Source organism: Camelimonas sp. ID_303_24 (assembly GCF_053543495.1).
The window spans coordinates 97,281-113,478 of sequence record NZ_JBLLJM010000006.1 but is presented as its reverse complement, the minus strand read 5'-3'; the positions used below and the strand labels follow the sequence as shown (position 1 = coordinate 113,478).

At 67.8% G+C, this 16,198-nt stretch carries 10 protein-coding genes; 4 read left to right on the top strand and 6 right to left on the bottom strand.

Features of this window, described 5'->3' with window-relative positions; genetic code table 11:
- Positions 1-128: 128 nt before the first annotated feature.
- Entirely contained in the window at positions 129-2,075 is a 1,947-nt protein-coding gene (locus tag ACERNI_RS08990; RefSeq protein WP_448832941.1) for a methylmalonyl-CoA mutase family protein, read from the bottom strand.
- Between the two features lie 715 nt (positions 2,076-2,790).
- Here ACERNI_RS08990 and ACERNI_RS08985 point away from each other — a divergent pair.
- The 3 genes from ACERNI_RS08985 to ACERNI_RS08975 all read left to right on the top strand — a co-directional run bounded on the left by ACERNI_RS08985 (position 2,791) and on the right by ACERNI_RS08975 (position 6,829).
- Complete coding sequence (locus ACERNI_RS08985; protein ID WP_448832940.1) at positions 2,791-4,299, top strand: helicase HerA-like domain-containing protein; 1,509 nt, start codon at positions 2,791-2,793, stop codon at positions 4,297-4,299.
- A 328-nt stretch (positions 4,300-4,627) separates the two neighbouring features.
- Entirely contained in the window at positions 4,628-6,034 is a 1,407-nt protein-coding gene (locus tag ACERNI_RS08980) for a M20/M25/M40 family metallo-hydrolase (protein ID WP_448832939.1), read from the top strand.
- Between the two features lie 195 nt (positions 6,035-6,229).
- Entirely contained in the window at positions 6,230-6,829 is a 600-nt protein-coding gene (locus tag ACERNI_RS08975) for a nuclear transport factor 2 family protein (RefSeq protein WP_448832938.1), read from the top strand.
- Positions 6,830-6,880: 51 nt separating this feature from the next.
- Here the strand turns inward: ACERNI_RS08975 and ACERNI_RS08970 are convergent, their stop codons facing one another.
- The 4 genes from ACERNI_RS08970 to ACERNI_RS08955 all read right to left on the bottom strand — a co-directional run bounded on the left by ACERNI_RS08970 (position 6,881) and on the right by ACERNI_RS08955 (position 11,456).
- Entirely contained in the window at positions 6,881-7,891 is a 1,011-nt protein-coding gene (locus ACERNI_RS08970; protein ID WP_448832937.1) for a mechanosensitive ion channel family protein, read from the bottom strand.
- Positions 7,892-8,177: 286 nt separating this feature from the next.
- On the bottom strand, positions 8,178-9,707 hold the full coding sequence (gene murJ, locus ACERNI_RS08965; protein WP_448832936.1) for a murein biosynthesis integral membrane protein MurJ: 1,530 nt from the start codon (positions 9,705-9,707) through the stop codon (positions 8,178-8,180).
- 206 nt (positions 9,708-9,913) lie between these two features.
- Positions 9,914-10,531, bottom strand: a complete 618-nt coding sequence (locus tag ACERNI_RS08960) for a hypothetical protein (RefSeq protein WP_448832935.1) — start codon at positions 10,529-10,531, stop codon at positions 9,914-9,916.
- Between the two features lie 325 nt (positions 10,532-10,856).
- Positions 10,857-11,456 carry a superoxide dismutase gene (locus ACERNI_RS08955; protein WP_448832934.1) on the bottom strand — a complete coding sequence of 200 codons (600 nt, stop codon included), beginning with the start codon at positions 11,454-11,456 and terminating at the stop codon, positions 10,857-10,859.
- A gap of 620 nt (positions 11,457-12,076) precedes the next feature.
- On the opposite strand from ACERNI_RS08955, the gene ACERNI_RS08950 reads away from it, so the two are divergent.
- Positions 12,077-13,891, top strand: a complete 1,815-nt coding sequence (locus ACERNI_RS08950; protein ID WP_448832933.1) for a hypothetical protein — start codon at positions 12,077-12,079, stop codon at positions 13,889-13,891.
- Between the two features lie 105 nt (positions 13,892-13,996).
- Here ACERNI_RS08950 and ACERNI_RS08945 read toward each other — a convergent pair whose 3' ends face one another.
- Positions 13,997-16,123, bottom strand: a complete 2,127-nt coding sequence (locus tag ACERNI_RS08945; RefSeq protein ID WP_448832932.1) for a S9 family peptidase — start codon at positions 16,121-16,123, stop codon at positions 13,997-13,999.
- Positions 16,124-16,198: the final 75 nt, after the last annotated feature.

Below are 16,198 nucleotides of genomic sequence, written 5' to 3'. Positions count from 1 at the left end.
CGGATGCCCGCATGATAACATTGTAGCGCCGGATGTCCGGGCGGCTCAACCTGGGCCGCCAATCGGGGCGGCTTCCGCTCCGGCGCGCGTTGGTCGACGGCGGCGGGCTGGCCGCCGTCAAAAAAGCGTCAGGCGAGGTCGATGGCCTCGGAGAGCACGACGATCAGATCGGCGCCCATGTAGACGAAGCGGGTGACGTTCGCTTCCTTCAGCGCCGCCTCCAGCTCGGCCGGGGGACGCCCGGCGAGGTAGATGGTCTGGGCCCCGGCGGCGGCGAGGGCCTTCGCCGCCGTCACGGCTTCGGCGTCATAGACCGCGTCCGACGAGCACAGGCAGGCGATGCGGGCGCCGGAGGCGCGGAAGGCTTCGGCCATGGCTTCCAGCGACGGGAAGCCGTCGTTGCCGAGCGCCTCGATGCCGCCGGCCTCGAAGAAGTTCTTGGCGAAGGTGGCGCGGGCGGTGAAAGCGGCGATCGGGCCAAGATTGGCCAGAAACACCTTCGGGCGCGCGCCCTTGCCGGCCAGCAACTGGTCAGCGCGATCGCGCAGGGCCTCGAAGGCCTCGGCGTCGCGGTGAACCGGCAGGGCTTCGGCGATCGGGGAGGCGACGCGGGCCAGATTGTCCGGCAGGCCGGCGCCGGCGCGGGCCTGGTCGACCAACTCCTCAAAGGTGGCCGACACGTCCATGCGGCGGGCGTCGCCGGCCAGCGGCGCCGGGGCGGCCGGAGTCAGCACCTCAACGGGGGCCTCATGGATGTTGGGGAACTCGCTGGCGCCGGTAACCGGCAACTGGCGACGGGCGATCTGCTTCTCGCGGGCGGCGCGCACCCTGGCGATCTCGCCCTGGATCAAACCGCTCTTCAGCGCCTCAATGACGCCGCCGGCGGCCTCGATCTTCTGGAATTGCGCCCAGGCCAGGGCGCACAACTCGCGGGTCAACTGCTCGACGCCGCCAGCGCCAGCCGCCGGGTCGGCGACGCGCCACAGGTTCGATTCCTCCAGCAGGATCAGCTGGGTGTTGCGCGCCTGGCGGCGGGCGAATTCATCGGCCAGACCGAGCGCGGCGGTCAGCGGCAGCACCGTGACATTGTCGGCGCCGCCAACGCCAGCGGCGAACACCGCCTCGGTGACGCGCAGCATGTTCACCCACGGGTCGCGGCGGGTGGTCATGCGCCAGGAGGACTCGGCCGAGACGTGAAGCGGCTTCGGCTCCAGCCCGCACAGCTCCTGCACCCGGGCCCACAGCAGGCGGACGGCGCGGAATTTGGCGAGGGTCATGAACTGGTCGGCGTCGGCCGGCAGCAGCATGGCAATGGCGTCGCGGGCGGCTTCGATCGACTGGCCGCGGCTGGCGAGGGCGCGCAGGTAGTACACGCCGGTCGCGAGGGCGTAGGCCAGCTCCTCGACCTGCGAGCCGCCGGCCTCATGCACCGGGCGGGCGTCAACGCGCACCAGCGTGCGGCGGTAGCCGCGGGCGGAGAGATCGCGCACCGTGTCGGCGAGACGGTCGAGCTGGGCGTCGACGGGCAGCGGCGAGGCGCCAGTGCGGACGACGTCGCCCACCGGATCAAGGCCGAAGTCGATATTCACATCAGCCGGCTTCAGCTTGCGGGCGTCGACGAGGGCGGCGACCAGCGCCGCGGTGTGGCGGCCGAGCCAGGGAGCCGCTTCGATCCGCAGCGGGATCAGGTCGAGCATGACCCTGTCGAGGGTCTTTTCCAGATCGGCCAGCGTGTTGATGGCCACGCCGGCGCCGCGCGCCGCGGGCGCGCCGGCGAACCGCAGGGCGAGGCCGCTGGCGCCGCCGTCCAGATCGACAAGGGCCAGATGGTTGGCCTCGGCCGGAACCGGATGGTCAACGAGCTGGGTGACGGCCCAGGCGCCGGCTTCAGCGCGCACGGCGCGCGGCGCATCGCCAGGGGCCTTGTCGTAAAGCGGCTGGATGGCGATGCCTTCGCTGGCCCGCGTCACCAGCTTCTTGTCGAAGTCGGCGCCCTTCAGCACCTTGTCGACGAGCTTTCGCCAGTCATCCCTGGAGAAGTCCGGAAAAGCGGGGGCAAGACACGTATCGTCCATGGGAACAGGCCGGCTTTCGTGATCTGGGACAAACGCCGCCTGGGCAGCGTCCATCGTCCGTTCAGTTGTCTTCTGGACCGGCCGGGCTCCATCCCGCGGTTCCACGCAACGGCATCGCCGTCCGCGCCGGAGCCTGCGACCGGGGCCACAAACCGGAACGATTTCCTGATGACCGGACATGCAACGAAAGGCGAGGTCCAGTCCAGAAACGCTCTAGTCTCCATATGGTGGGCCGTCAAATACAAAGCGAAAATACCGGCCGCGACGGCGGACGCTTTGGGCCATGACGGCGACCATGCGGAAACCACGCCGGTTTAGGCCAGGAAGCATCACATGTTCAAGCGTTTGTTCAAATGAACTGCACCTGCCATGGCCGCCATGCAGGAAACGCCCGGAGAAGTTCCGGAAAACGCTTTTGGCGCACGCTTTCACACAGTCTTGCACGCTGCCCTGGGCGCCAGTGACCAGGCCGGGACGAGGAGGGGTTTGGGCGCGGGTTCGCACTCCTGTATAACCTGAATGGCCGGCCTGAATCGGTTCGCGCGGAGCTGCCTCCGTGGTGGAGACGCCGGCTCTGACCGCCGGAACGGGAAGCCTGGACCAGGCTCGCGCTCTGGCGCCTGGTCCAGCCGGTCAGATCAATTCGCGCCGGCAGGCGCGTCACATGAGAGCGACAGGGCAAACCGGCGCGCGGATTTTGCCTCGGGGAGATGCAATGGCGGATGACGGTTATGTTCTGATCGGCCTCAGCAATGGCCCTGATCCGGAGCCGCAATCCCTGTCGTTGCGCCTCGCCAACCGGCATGGCCTCATCGCCGGCGCCACCGGCACCGGCAAGACGGTGACGCTGCAGGTGCTGGCCGAGGGCCTGTCCCGCGCTGGCGTCGCCGTGTTTGCCGCCGACATCAAGGGCGACCTCTCCGGCCTGTCCCAGAAGGGCGACGGCCAGCCGGCCTTCGTCAAGCGGGCGGAGGAATTCGGCTTCACCTATGTTCCCGAGCAGTTCCCGGTGGTGTTCTGGGATCTGTTTGGCGTCCAGGGCCATCCGGTGCGCGCGTCCGTATCCGACATGGGGCCGCTGCTGGTCGCCCGCCTGCTGGAGCTGAACGACACCCAGGAAGGGGTGCTCAACATCGCCTTCCGGGTGGCGCAGGAGCAGCAGATCCCGCTGGTCGACCTCGCCGATCTGCGCGCCCTGCTGGTCTACGTGCAGCAGAACGCCAAAACCCTCGCCGCTACTTACGGCAATGTGGCCAGCCAATCCGTAGGCTCCATCCAGCGCCAGTTGCTGGTGCTGGAGAACCAGGGCGCCGACCAGTTCTTCGGCGCGCCGGGCATGGATATCAGCGACCTGCTGCGGGTTGATCCGGCCAGCGGGCGCGGCGTCGTCAATATCCTCGCCGCTGACAAATTGATGAACAGTCCGCGGCTCTACGCCACCTTCCTGCTCTGGCTGCTGACCTCGCTGTTCGACGCGCTGCCGGAGATCGGCGATCCGGAGAAGCCGAAGCTGGCCTTCTTCTTCGACGAAGCGCACCTGCTGTTCTCCGATGCGCCGAAGGCGCTGCTCGACCAGATCGAACGGGTGGTGCGGCTGATCCGCTCCAAGGGCGTCGGCGTCTATTTCGTTACCCAGAACCCGCTTGATGTGCCAGAGACCGTGTTGGCCCAACTGGGCAACCGGGTGCAGCACGCCTTGCGCGCCTTCACGCCCCGCGACCAGAAAGCTGTCCGCTCCGCCGCCGACACCTTCCGCCAGAACCCGGCGTTTGACGCGGCGAAGGTCATTACCGAACTGGCGGTGGGCGAGGCGCTGGTCTCGGTGCTGGAAGGCAAGGGCGCGCCCTCGATCGTTGAGCGCACGCTGATCGCTCCGCCGGGGGCGCGCGTCGGCGCCATCTCGCCCCAGGAGCGGCAGGCGGTCATCGCCGCCAGCCCATTCCCGGCGTCACATTTCGCGCCGCAGCCGCGCAAGAGCGCCAAGGACCGCATCGCCGAACTGGATGGCGCCGCGGCCCCCGGGGCGGAAGAGGACGGGCAGGGCGGCGGCCTGCTGGACGACGTGCTGGGCGGCGTGCTCGGCGGCGGCTCCGGCAAGGGGCGGCGCGGCCAGAGCCTCACCGAGAAGGTCATCTCCAACGCCGCCTCGTCCGCCGCCCGCACCATTGGTACGAAAATCGGCAACGCGATCCTCAAGGGCGTGTTCGGCATCGGCAAACGCTGACGGGCGGCTCTGCCAGCGCATCATATGTGCTGGCGCCGCCCCAGGCCACATCGTCCCCCAACTGCGTCATGGCCGGGCTTGTCCCGGCCACCCATATGGCGGCCGATGGGTAGGGCGCGGGCGTCGGAGCCCAGGCTGTTCGTGGATGTCACAACAAATGCGGGCATGGCGGGCGGGGAAACGCCAGTGTTCGCCTTCGGGGACCGGGGCGAAAGCACCGCAGAGTTTTCACAGAAGCAACCGCCGCTTCGCGTGAACCAACGTATGTCAAGCAGGGCGGGGCAAGGCCAGATCCAGCCGATCGGGCCGCCCGGCGCGGGAGATTTTTATGGCTGACAACAACGATCGGCTCGACGCCGTTCTCGCGCACCTCGACGCCGATCTGGAGGCGGCGCTGCAGCGGCTTTCGTCATGGCTGCGGATTCCGTCGATTTCCACCGATCCGGCCCATGCCCCGGACTGCCGCGCGGCGGCGGACTGGCTGCGCGGCGCCCTGGAGGCCCTGGGCTTCGACGCCGATGTGCGCGACACCCCCGGCCATCCCATCGTGCTGGCGAAAACCCCGGACACCGGCAAATCACCCCGCAAGCCGCGGGTGCTGTTCTACGGTCACTACGACGTGCAGCCGCCGGAGCCGCTGGAGCTGTGGGAGAGCCCGCCGTTTGAGCCGCGCATCGTCACCCTGGCTGATGGCCGCCGGGCGATCGTCGCCAGGGGGGCCGCCGACGACAAGGGCCAGGTCATGACCTTTGTCGAGGCCTGCCGGGCCTGGCGCGCCGTGCATGGCGAACTGCCGGTGGACGTCACCATCATGGTGGAGGGCGAGGAGGAGGTCGGCTCGAAGAACACGCCGGCCTTCGTCGACGCCCATCGCGGCGAACTGGGCGCGGACGTGGCGCTGGTTTGCGACACCAGCATGTGGGACGTCCACACCCCGGCCATCACCGTCAGCCTGCGCGGCCTCGTTTATGAGGAAGTCACCATCCGCGCCGCGGACCGCGACCTGCACTCGGGCCTGTTCGGCGGCGCGGCGCAGAATCCGGTGCGCGTGCTGGCCCGCATCATCGCTGGCCTGCACGACGACAACGGCCAGGTGACGCTGCCCGGTTTTTATGACGGCGTGCCTGAAACCCCGCCGGAGGTGCTGGCGCAGTGGCGCGGCCTTGGCCTCGACGCCGCGCGCTTCCTTGGGCCGGTTGGCCTGTCGCAGCCGGCGGGCGAGAGCGACCGCATGGTTATCGAGCAGATCCAGTCGCGCCCGACCTGCGACGTCAATGGGATTTTCGGCGGCTACACCGGCCCGGGCGCCAAGACGGTGATTGCCTCGGAAGCGACCGCCAAGCTGTCGTTCCGTCTGGTGGGCGACCAGGATCCGCAGAAGGTGCGCGACAGTTTCCGCGCCTATGTGACCTCCAGGCTGCCGGCCGACTGCACGGCGACATTCGGCGACCATGGCGCCAGCCGGGCCATCGCGCTGCCCTTCGATCTGCCGGACCTGCAAAAGGCCGCCGCCGCGCTGGCGGACGAATGGGGCCGGCCGGCGGTGACCATCGGCTCGGGCGGCTCGATCCCGATCGTCGGCGATTTCCGTCGCCTGCTCGGCATGGACACGCTGCTGGTGGGCTTCGGTCTCGATGATGACCGGATCCATTCGCCGAATGAGAAATATGACCTGACCAGCTTCCACAAGGGCGCGCGCAGCTGGGCGCGCATCCTCGCGGCGCTTTCCGCCTGAACGGGCGATCCGCGTTTTCCCGTGAGGCGGACGTCGCCTTGCGCCATGGCGCTTTCCGGCCGGGCGGAGCCGTCTGGCCGGTGAGGCTGCGCCAGGCGCGGGAATACGTGCGGGAATTTGTTTTGAAACACAAAAACCAGGACGCGATCCTGCTGCGGTTTGGCGGGCTCCGCGTGCGATATGGGTGAGGAACGCATGTTTGGATGGATTGGACAGTGCGCGGCGCAGACCCCCGCCTTGCGGCTGGCGCTGGCGGCGATGGTGACAACGGCGGTGATGACCGGCGGCGTGGCGGCGGAGCAGGCAACGGGGGCGCAGAAAGCGCCGGCGCCCGCTGGCGCTGCGCCTGCCGGAACCACGGGCGCGCCGGTCGGGCCGGCGGCAAGCAGGGATGGCGCGCCGGACGTCCCGAAAGAAGCGCGGGTCGCCGACCAGATTCTCGAGCTGCGGCGCAAGATGAAGGATGCGATCGCCCGCAAGGACCGCGCGGCGCTGGAGGCGATGTATCACGACCGTTTCACCCATTTGCGTGAAACTGGCCGGGCCGAGACGAAGAAAGAGCGCATCGACCTGCTGCTGTCCGGCCAGAATGGCGTCGAGCTGGCGTCCACCGATCAGGCGCTGGTGGAGAGCTTCAGCCCGGACACCGCCGTCCTGAGCGGCGTCAGCGTCATCAGGGACAACCGTCGCAAGGGCAAGGGCGACGCGTTCCAGTGGCTCACGCTTTACGTGCGCGACAAGGGCGTGTGGCGGGTGGCCCTCAGCCAGGCCAACCGCCTGCCAAAGCCGGAATAAGCTGCGGGCGAGGCGTGGGGCGTGGCCCGTTCCGCGCCCGTTGCCCGGCCTTCAGGCCTTTTCGATGTAGAGGGTCTGTGAATCGAACGCGAAGTCGGCGCCATGGCCATGCACGATGGCGATAATGGCGAGATAGACCTCCTGTTGCGCCTCCAGCCATTCGGCCCAGCGCGTGGTTTTGGTGAAGCAATACACCATGATGTTCAGGGACGAGCCGGCGAATTCATCGAAATAGACCAGCAGGGTCTGGTCCTGGTCGATCTTCGCGTTCTTCTTCAGCATGGCGCGGATATCGTCGACAACCGGCTGCAGCCGGTCGGCGTCCTCATAGCGCAGGCCGATGCTCGTCTTGATCCGCCGGTTGGTCATTTGCCCAGGGTTTTCGACGCTGATCGCCGAGAACACCGCGTTGGGCACGTATAGCGGCCGGTGATCGAAGGTGATGATCTTGGTGATGCGCCAGCCGATCTCGACGACGGTGCCCTCGATGTTCCGGTCCGGCGACGACACCCAGTCGCCAATGCGGAACGGCCGGTCGAAGAACAGCATGACGCCCGAGAAGATGTTGCTGAGGACATCCTTGCTGGCCATGCCGATGGCGATGCCGCCAATGCCGCCGAAGGCCAGCAGGCCAGAGAGGCCAATGCCGAAATGCTCGCCGAAGACCAGCAGGATCACGCACACGGCCGCCACCTTCAGCAATCGCGCGATGGCCCGCGCCGAGGTTGGATCGCTGCCCTTGCCGATCTGCTCCTGGGTCAGGCGGTGGATGAGCTGGAACAGGTCGCGCAACCACAGCAGGGCGATGGCCAGTGCGGCGACGACATTGACAACCTCGGGCGCGACTTTCGGCGCCCCCTCAAGGTCGAGGGCCAGAAAAGCTGCCTGGCGGATGGTCAGGACCATCACGCTGAGGCCGGCGAGGCGGCAGATATGCGCGAGAATGCTGCGCGACCACGTCCGGTTGCGGCGCATCATCAGCCCAAGGGTAAATGTCGCGGCGCCCGATATCAGGAGCACCGTCGCGGCGATGGCGAACTGTATGATGATCCCGTCCGTCATGACCTCTCCCCACCGGTGACATCGCCTGCCCCGGGATTCTCATCCAGAGCGGCGAGCTTATACGAAGACGCGCCAGCCGCGGCCAGCGGTTGCGTCGACGGGCATTCCCGGCGCGGCCAGCTCTGCGGTTGATGGCGCGATGCGCCCGGCGCGCCCCAGGCGCCGTGGCCTGGCGCGCGATCGCTTTGGCGCCGTGTTCGATCAATCTGGATCGCAAACTGCTCCAGTTATCCCTGTTTCGAGCGAATTCTGATCGATCAGTCGCTTCCGGCTGATGGAAAGCGCTCTAGCGCAGCCCCCGGAAGCGCACGCCGGAGAGGCGCAGCGCCATCAGCAGCGCGCCGGCGTAAATGACGGCGCCGGCGACGCCCAGCAGCCCCAGATGCGTCTCCTTGCGCCAGCGCGGCGCCAGCTCCGCCACCCGGGCGGCGTGCGGCTCCAGCGCCCAGGCGGCGATGGCGAGGACCAGCGTCGCGAGGGCGACGCAGACCACGGTTTTGATGAAATGCGAATCCGCCGCCATCCAGCCGCGCCGGCTGGCCAGCAGCACCAGCAGGCCCAGATTGACCCAGGCGCCGACGCTGGTGGCCGCCGCCAGGCCAGGCGCGCCGAAATGGCTGGTCAGCAGGATTTTCAGCACGACATTGACCGCCACCGCCGTCAGCGAGGCAATCAGCGGCGTCATGGTGTCCCGGCGGCCATAGAAGCTGGAAACGGCCGAGCGGATCAGCACGATCGCCGGCAGTCCCGCCGCGTAGGCGGCAAGCACCTGGCCGGCGGCGGCGGCGTTCGCCGCCGTGAAGGCGCCGCGCGCGAACAGCGCCTCCATGATGAGGGTGGGGATGATCAGGAAGGCGCAGGCGAAAGGCGCCGCCGCCACCAGGGTCAGCGCCATCGCCCGGTTCTGCGCCCGGTGCGCGCCGGCCGCGTCGCCGGCGGCGAGGCGGCGGCTCATCTCGGTCATGATCACCGTGCCGACAGCGATGCCGATGATGCCGATGGGCAACTGGTAGATGCGATCGGCGAAATAGATCGACGACACCGCGCCGGTGGGCAGCAGCGTGGCGATGATGGTGTCGGCGAACATGGCGATCTGCACGCCGGCCGAGCCAATGATCGCGGGCCCCAGGGTGCGGAAGAACCGGCTCATCTGGCTGTCCCAGACGAACCGGCGCAGACGGGGAAACAGGCCGGCGCGTTTCGCATCCGCCATTACCAGCGCCAGTTGCAGGGCGCCGGAAACCGTGACCGCCCAAGCGACGGCGTGGGCGCTGGTGGGAAACAGGAAGGCGAGGGCGAGGCCGCCGATCATCGCCAGATTGAGCAGGACCGGGGCAAAGGCGCCCGCCGCGTAGCGGTCGGAGGCATTCAGTTCGCCGGTGACCAGCGTCACCAGGGTCATGAACAGCAGATACGGAAAGGTGATGCGGGTCAGCGTGACGGCAAGGTCGAACCGGGCCGGATCCGCCGTGAAGCCCGGCGCCAGCAGGCTGACCAGCTGCTGCATGAAAACCAGCGCCAGAGCCAGTACGACCAGCTGGACGATCAGCATGCCGGTGAACAGCCTGTCGGCGAAGCTGCGCGCCGCCGCTTCGCCGCCCTGGGCGCGCACGTGGGAATAGGCCGGCACGAAGGCGCTGTTGAACGCGCCCTCGCCGAAAATGGCGCGGAAATGGTTGGGCAGTTTGAAGGCGATGGCGAACACGTCCATCAGCGGTCCGGCGCCCATCACCGCCGCCATCATCACGTCGCGCAGGAAGCCCGTGAGGCGGGACAGCAGGGTGAAGCCGCTGAAGGAGAGAATTTTACGCAGCATGCCGGTCGGGATCCTGTAGGCGCCAAAGCGACGTTGTCGCCATATGCAGCCGTTTTTGCCAGCATTGAGTTAAGGCAATTTGCCCGGGCGCTTGCACCGCGCAGTCACGCCGTGTGCGTGTTTCCCGAGACTCCGGCTCAACACCGGCCAATTTGCGGCGGAACGCGCCGGCGCATCCCGGATCGCCGGCCTTGCGATCGCTTGCCTCACAAAAAGAAATCCCTCGTCCACGCGAGCTCGTCCCAGTCAGCGCCCGATGCAGCGGTATTCCTTGTCGTGAGCCGGGAAGTTTGCCTGGAGGCGGTTGCCGGGAGAGAGGCGATGGCTGTGTCGTCGCCGGTGAACGTCGTGGGGGCGGAGGTGCGACGCTGGAGGCCGCGCGGCGGCTTTGGGGGAGGCGCGCCCATCTCGCTGTACTTGCGGCGGACTGGATGAAGCGGTGCGCGCGCGGTCGATGGCGACGGCGCAAAGGCGGCGCGGTCGCTACTGAAGGAGGGCGGGAGGTCTTCCGCTTCCACGCCATGCGCGCCGCGTTGCGGCGTGAGCGCTGGCAGGGGGTGGTCTGTCAGATACATGGAGGCGGGGGCAGGGTCGTCGGTCCCGCCACGCTCCGGCCCGCTGATGGCGCCGATCCGTCGCGAAGTCCCGCCAGCGGAAGCCCGGGCATCCAGCGCGCCGGTCAGGTTCCGCGACGTCGTGCGCTGGCCAGTCGTCATATACCGCGAATGCCAGATATGACCGGCAAGAAATGGCGCTCCAAGCAAGATAAAACCCAGACCAGCAAGGCTTGAGATGATGAGCGCGTCGGTTGCTCTGGAGTTCATGGCGGCCGTCCATGTCACGATGGTTTATCTGGCGGCGCGAGGATCAAAGCCTGCGCCGCGTGATGGCAGCGTACGGCGGCGGGCGGTGTGGGCGTCAGATCAAACAGCGGTCAGTTGACCTTGCCCTGGTGGCGTGATCCTGCGCCAGCGAGCCATGCCAGGGTGGATTTCAGGCGCGCCGCCATTGCTTGCGGATTGACCGGGAGGCTCCGCTGTTCCCCTCCAAAAGCAAAACGGCCGCCGAAGCGACCGTTTCGTGACCATTCGCGATTGCGGGCGGCGGGCGCGGGAAACCGGCTGGGCCCGGCCCGGCCAGTTGCGCTGCTCAGCCCTTCGCTTCGTTGAACAGCTTCTCGACGTATTCCCAGTTCACCAGGTTCTCGACGAAAGCCTTCAGATAATCAGCGCGGCGGTTGCGGTAGTCGATGTAATAGGAGTGCTCCCACACGTCGACGCCGAGGATCGGGGTCGCGCCCTGCACCAGCGGGCTCTCGCCGTTGGGGGACTTCATGATCTCGAGCTTGCCGTCCTTGAGGGCGAGCCAGGCCCAGCCCGAACCGAACTGGCCGACGCCAGCCTGGACGAAGTCTTCCTTGAACTTCTCGACCGAGCCGAGATCCGCGACGATCTTTTTCTCGATCGCGCCCGGAATGGCGCCGCCGCCGTTCGGCTTCATCCAGTTCCAGAAGTGCAGGTGGTTGTAGTGCTGGCCAGCGTTGTTGAACAGCGGCTGGTTTTTGCCGAAGGAGCCCTTGACGATCTCCTCAAGGCTTTTGCCTTCCAGCCCCGAGCCGGCCAGCAGCTTGTTGCCGTTGTCGACGTAAGCCAGATGGTGCTTGTCGTGGTGATACTCCAGCGTCTCTTTCGACATGTAGGGCTGGAGCGCGTCGTAGGCGTAGGGGAGCTCGGGCAGCTTGAAAGTCATGACTTCCTTCCTCCTCAGGAAAAACTGCTTGCCGGCGCAAGCGTCGGCAGCCGGATGCAACTTGTTAAGCCGGGTGGGCGACACGGGCAAGACAATTGCCGCCGATAGGTGGGGGCGGCTGGTTGCGCCGGGCTCATGGCGGGCCGGCGCGAGCGGGGCGCGAAAAACCTGTCCGCGCCTTGCAGACTTTGATTGAACAATGCATTTCCGTGATCTTTTGTTCACCATTTGCCGCGAGGAAATGGCGGGCTGTCGCATGTTCCACCCGGACGTTGGTCGCCACTCCACAAATGTGATCCGCAAAAAGCCGGATTGGCCGGCCATCGGTGCGGGATTCGTATGCGCTGACCCGTGGGTGGGAGTATGGAAGATAGCGTTCTGACCTCGAGCGACGCGTGAGCTGTCGGTTTCCGGTCAGGTCTTCCGGACCGTGGATGCTTTGGCATTACGGCGGTCTGGTCTGAAGTATTGCAGCCCGGCGGCTGGAGTGATCAGGAGTTTTTCCGGCGCTTGATCGCGGTTTTTGCCGGGGAATGGTTCAAATCAGAGGGCCGGGACGCGGTCGTCGCCTGGTTGCCGGCGACTGCGCCCCGGGGCAACGCCTGTCAAGAGAGGCAATAATGCTGCTGATATTGTATGTCATTGCGCTGGCGCTGACCGTGGGAGGCGTATGGGCCCTGGCGTGGGGCATTCCCATGATCGTGCTGGAGCGCGGTTGGGCATGGGTCATATCTGGCAGCATGTATCTGACCGGCGGCGCCATTGTTTTTGGTCTGGCCATGGTGGTGCGGGCCCTGCGCCAGCTGCCTGACATGCTCGAAGCCGGCTACGCGGAGGAGCATGCCCCGGCCCCGGCGGGGGAAGCCGCCGAGCGGAAGGCGCGCAGCGCCCCCCAACGCGCTGCCCCAGCGCGCCCCGCCCCCGCGCCACAGGCCGCGCCCAACGCCGACGCAGGACCCGTCGCCATGCCGGACGCGACAACTCCGGCTGCTCCCGTAACGCCGGCGCCCGCCGTGGGCGTGAAGCCGGCGCCGGCCGCCGGGCAAAACGCTACGCCGGCGACCGGCGCGGCGCCAGTCACGCCGCCCGAACGGGCCGCCGCCTCCCGGCCGGCGGCCGCGCCCGCGGCTCCAGTCATGCCCGTTGCCCAAGCCACCACCTCCGCCACCCACGCCACGCCTGCTGCGCCCGCTGCGCCGTCGCCGCAACCGGCGCCCCCTGAACCGTCGCCGCCCGCTCCGGCAGCTGCCGCTGCCGCCGCGGCGCCGGCGGCTCCGAAGGTGGAGCCGGTCATCCCCGCCGCCGTGGAGGGACGTCTGAACGATCTGCTGCGGCCCGGCTCGCTGGTTTCAGCGTCGCGGCCAGCTTCTGGCGTGGGCAGCAACAGGGACGCGGCGGCTCCCGCCACTCCAGCCAGGCCGGCGCCCATGCGGGCAACGCCGCAGCCGCAGCCGCAGCCACAGCCGGCAGCGCGTCCTGGGTCGCTGGCAGGCGCCCTTGCCAGCGCTCATGCCAGCTCCCTTGCAGGTCCGAAGGCTCCGGCAAGTCTGAAGGCTCCGGCTGTACCGCCCGAGACGTCAGCGCCCGTCAGTGCGCCGCCCCCGCTCGCGGCTTCCGGGATTGCGCCGGGGCGCGGAGCTGCCCCGGACGCGGCGAAGGAGCCGAGGGTTCTGCCCGTTGCCCCTGCGATTGACGCGCCGGCGCGCGCGCCAGTCTCGCCGGATCTGTCCACGCTGGCGCGGGATTTGCCGGGGCAAGCCGCTGGCCAGAAGGCCAGGGACGCGACGCCCGCCCACCCGCAGGGCGCGTCAGCCAGCCCCATGGTTCAGGCGGCCGTGGAGGCGAAGTCTGATATCGCGAGCCGGATTGGCTCCCTGTTCAGCCGCCGTGGCGCCAGGGCTGATGATGCGTCGGGCAAAGGCGCGTTTGCCGGCAAGCCAGCAGAAAAACCCGCCGGGGATGGCGGCCGGTTGCCGCCGGTATTTCCCGAACGTCCGGCTCCGCGCCCTGGGGCGGCTGTTCACCCTGAGCTTCCGGTGCGCCCGGCGCCGCCAGAGCCAGCTTTCTCCGGGCCGGCCAAGCCAGCCGTCGCAGCTCCGGCGGCGCCTGCCAAAACCGCGACGGGCGATGTGGTGTTTCCGACCCGTCCCGCGCCCCTTCCGCCGACTGGCGGCGACGGCCCGGCGCCGCGCCCGGCGGTTGCGCCAGATGCGGCAAGGTCCGCTGGTCCCGTGGCAAAGCCGGAGCCGGCTGTCCAGACGCTGCCTGCCGAGCCTGCTGGCCCGCCAACTGTCGTTGGCAGCTACACCGCCGCTGGCGCGCTGTATGTGATGTATTCGGACGGGTCGATCGAGGCCCAGACAGAGTCAGGCGTCGTGCATTTCCCGTCGCTGGACGCCCTGAAGGCGCATGTCGCCAGGGGCGACAAAGCCTGAAACAGGCGATTGGGGGCCTCTCCAGCGCGCCCAGAAACGCGCTTCGAAACAAATAAAAAAAGGGCCCGTTGGGGCCCTTTTTTATTTGTCGTCCGTCCGGTCTTTTCAGGCCGCGGGCGCTTTGTCGAACCCCTGCGTCGCCATCAGCGCGAAGGCGTACATCAGCGCGGTTTCCTTCAGGGCGTCAAAGCGGCCGGAGGCGCCGCCATGGCCGGCGTCCATGTTGATCTTGCACAGGATCGGGCCGCCGCCGGTCATGGTCGCGCGCAGGCGGGCGACCCATTTGGCCGGCTCCCAATAGGTGACGCGCGGATCGGTGAGGCCGCCGAGCGCCAGGATAGCCGGGTAGGCCTGTGGCTTCACCTGCTCATAGGGGGCGTAGGAGCGGATCAGGCCGAACGCTTCCTTGCTGGCGCCGGGATTGCCCCACTCCGGCCATTCCGGCGGCGTCAGCGGCAGGCTGTCGTCCAGCATGGTGTTGAGCACGTCAACAAACGGCACGTCGGCGATAATGCCGGCGAACAGCTCCGGCGCCATGTTGGCGATGGCGCCCATCAGCATGCCGCCGGCGCTGCCGCCGTGGGCGACAATGCGACCGGGCGACGTGTAGCCTTCAGCGGCCAGGCAACGGCAAACGGCGATGAAATCGGTGAAGGTGTTGGGTTTGTGCTCGCGCTTGCCGCCCAGATACCAGGCCCAGCCCTTCTCCGTGCCGCCGCGCACGTGGGCGATGGCGTAGACGAAGCCCCGGTTGACCAGCGACAGCGGGTTGGTGCGGAACGACGCCGACATGGAGCTGCCATAGGCGCCATAGCCATAGACCAGCGCCGGGGCGCTGCCGTCCAGCGGCGTATCCTTGTGATGCAGCAGCGACACGGGAACCAGCGCCCCGTCGTCAGCCCGGGCCATCAGCCGGCGGGTGACGTAGTCGGCCGGGTTGTGGCCGGAGGGCACCTCCTGCTGCTTCAGCACCTCCCGCGCCCGCGTCGCCATGTTGTAGGCATAGGTGGTCGCCGGCGTGGTCAGCGAGGCGTAGGCGAAGCGGATATCGTCGGTGTCGAATTCCATGCCGCCGTCCATGCCAAGCGCGTAGGCCTCCTCATCAAAGGCAATGACGTGCTCGTCGCCGCTGGCCATCTCGCGGATGACGATGCGCGGCCGGGCGTCTTCCCGCTCCATGCGGGCCAGGTGCCGGGCAAAGGCGAGATGCGACAGGATCATCACGCCCGGACGATGGGGAACCAGATCGCGCCAGTTGTCGCGCCCCGGCGCGCTCACCGGCGTCGTGACCAGCTTGAAATCCTCGGCGCCGTCGGCGTTGGTGCAGAGGATCAGTTGGTCGCCGTGGTGCTCCACGTCGTACATCACTTGTGGCTCGCGGCGCGCCACAAGGAACGGCTCCGCCGTTGTCGCCTCCAGATCGACCAGCCAGGTTTCGCTGGTTTCGTGATCGCCGGCGCCGATGATGAGGTAGCGGCTGGACTGGGTCTGGTCGATGTGGACGAACCAGCCGGCGTCGGCTTCCTCATAGACCAGCCGGTCGGCCGACTGCGGCTGGCCGAGACGGTGCAGGAACACCTTGCTCGGCCGGTGGTTGGCGTCGTTCATCACATAAAAAAAGCCGGCGCTGTCCGCCTGCCACACCAGTTCGCCGGTGGTGTCGGTTATGTGATCATCCAGATCGCGCAGGGCGCCGTCGGCGCCGACCTCGCGCACGCGGATGTCGTAATACTCCGAGCCTTTCTCATCGACGCTCCAGCCGATGCGGTTGAAATCGGGGGCATGGTCGGCGGCGGCCAGTTCGAAGAACGGCTTGCCATCAGCCATGGCGTTGGCGTCGATCAGGATCTGTTCCGCCCCGCCGGCGCGGGGGCGGCGGCAGATCAGCCCGTGCTCGGCTCCGGTCTCGAAGCGCTCGTACCACAGCCATGGGCCGTCTGGGGCCGGGACTTCGGAATCGTCCTCACGGATACGGCCGCGCATTTCCTTGACCAGGCTTTTGCGCAGTTTGGCCGCCGGCGCCATGACGGCGTCGCTGTAATCATTCTCGGCGTCCAGCACAGCCCGGATGTCGGCCGGGAGGACTTTTGGCTTTTTCAGCACGTCCTGCCAGTTGTCCGCCTTGAGCCAGGCGTAATCGTCATGGAGCGTTTCGCCGTGGATCACGCGCGTCGTGGCGCGCGCCGGGGTGACCGGAGCGGCCGGAAAAGCCGTGCTGGCGCTGTCTGTCATGCTGGGTTCCTGAACTGGTCCGGCGACTGGCGCGGCCGGAGCGGAAGAACGGAAAGGCAAATCGTCCGGCTTCAC

Excerpts from the sequence above, each read along its gene's own strand:
- ACERNI_RS08990 (WP_448832941.1), bottom strand. The coding sequence starts at position 2,075 with ATGGACGATACGTGTCTTGCCCCCGCTTTTCCGGACTTCTCCAGGGAT.
- ACERNI_RS08985 (WP_448832940.1), top strand. The coding sequence starts at position 2,791 with ATGGCGGATGACGGTTATGTTCTGATCGGCCTCAGCAATGGCCCTGAT.
- ACERNI_RS08980 (WP_448832939.1), top strand. The coding sequence starts at position 4,628 with ATGGCTGACAACAACGATCGGCTCGACGCCGTTCTCGCGCACCTCGAC.
- ACERNI_RS08975 (WP_448832938.1), top strand. The coding sequence starts at position 6,230 with ATGTTTGGATGGATTGGACAGTGCGCGGCGCAGACCCCCGCCTTGCGG.
- ACERNI_RS08970 (WP_448832937.1), bottom strand. The coding sequence starts at position 7,891 with ATGACGGACGGGATCATCATACAGTTCGCCATCGCCGCGACGGTGCTC.
- murJ (WP_448832936.1), bottom strand. The coding sequence starts at position 9,707 with ATGCTGCGTAAAATTCTCTCCTTCAGCGGCTTCACCCTGCTGTCCCGC.
- ACERNI_RS08960 (WP_448832935.1), bottom strand. The coding sequence starts at position 10,531 with ATGAACTCCAGAGCAACCGACGCGCTCATCATCTCAAGCCTTGCTGGT.
- ACERNI_RS08955 (WP_448832934.1), bottom strand. The coding sequence starts at position 11,456 with ATGACTTTCAAGCTGCCCGAGCTCCCCTACGCCTACGACGCGCTCCAG.
- ACERNI_RS08950 (WP_448832933.1), top strand. The coding sequence starts at position 12,077 with ATGCTGCTGATATTGTATGTCATTGCGCTGGCGCTGACCGTGGGAGGC.
- ACERNI_RS08945 (WP_448832932.1), bottom strand. The coding sequence starts at position 16,123 with ATGACAGACAGCGCCAGCACGGCTTTTCCGGCCGCTCCGGTCACCCCG.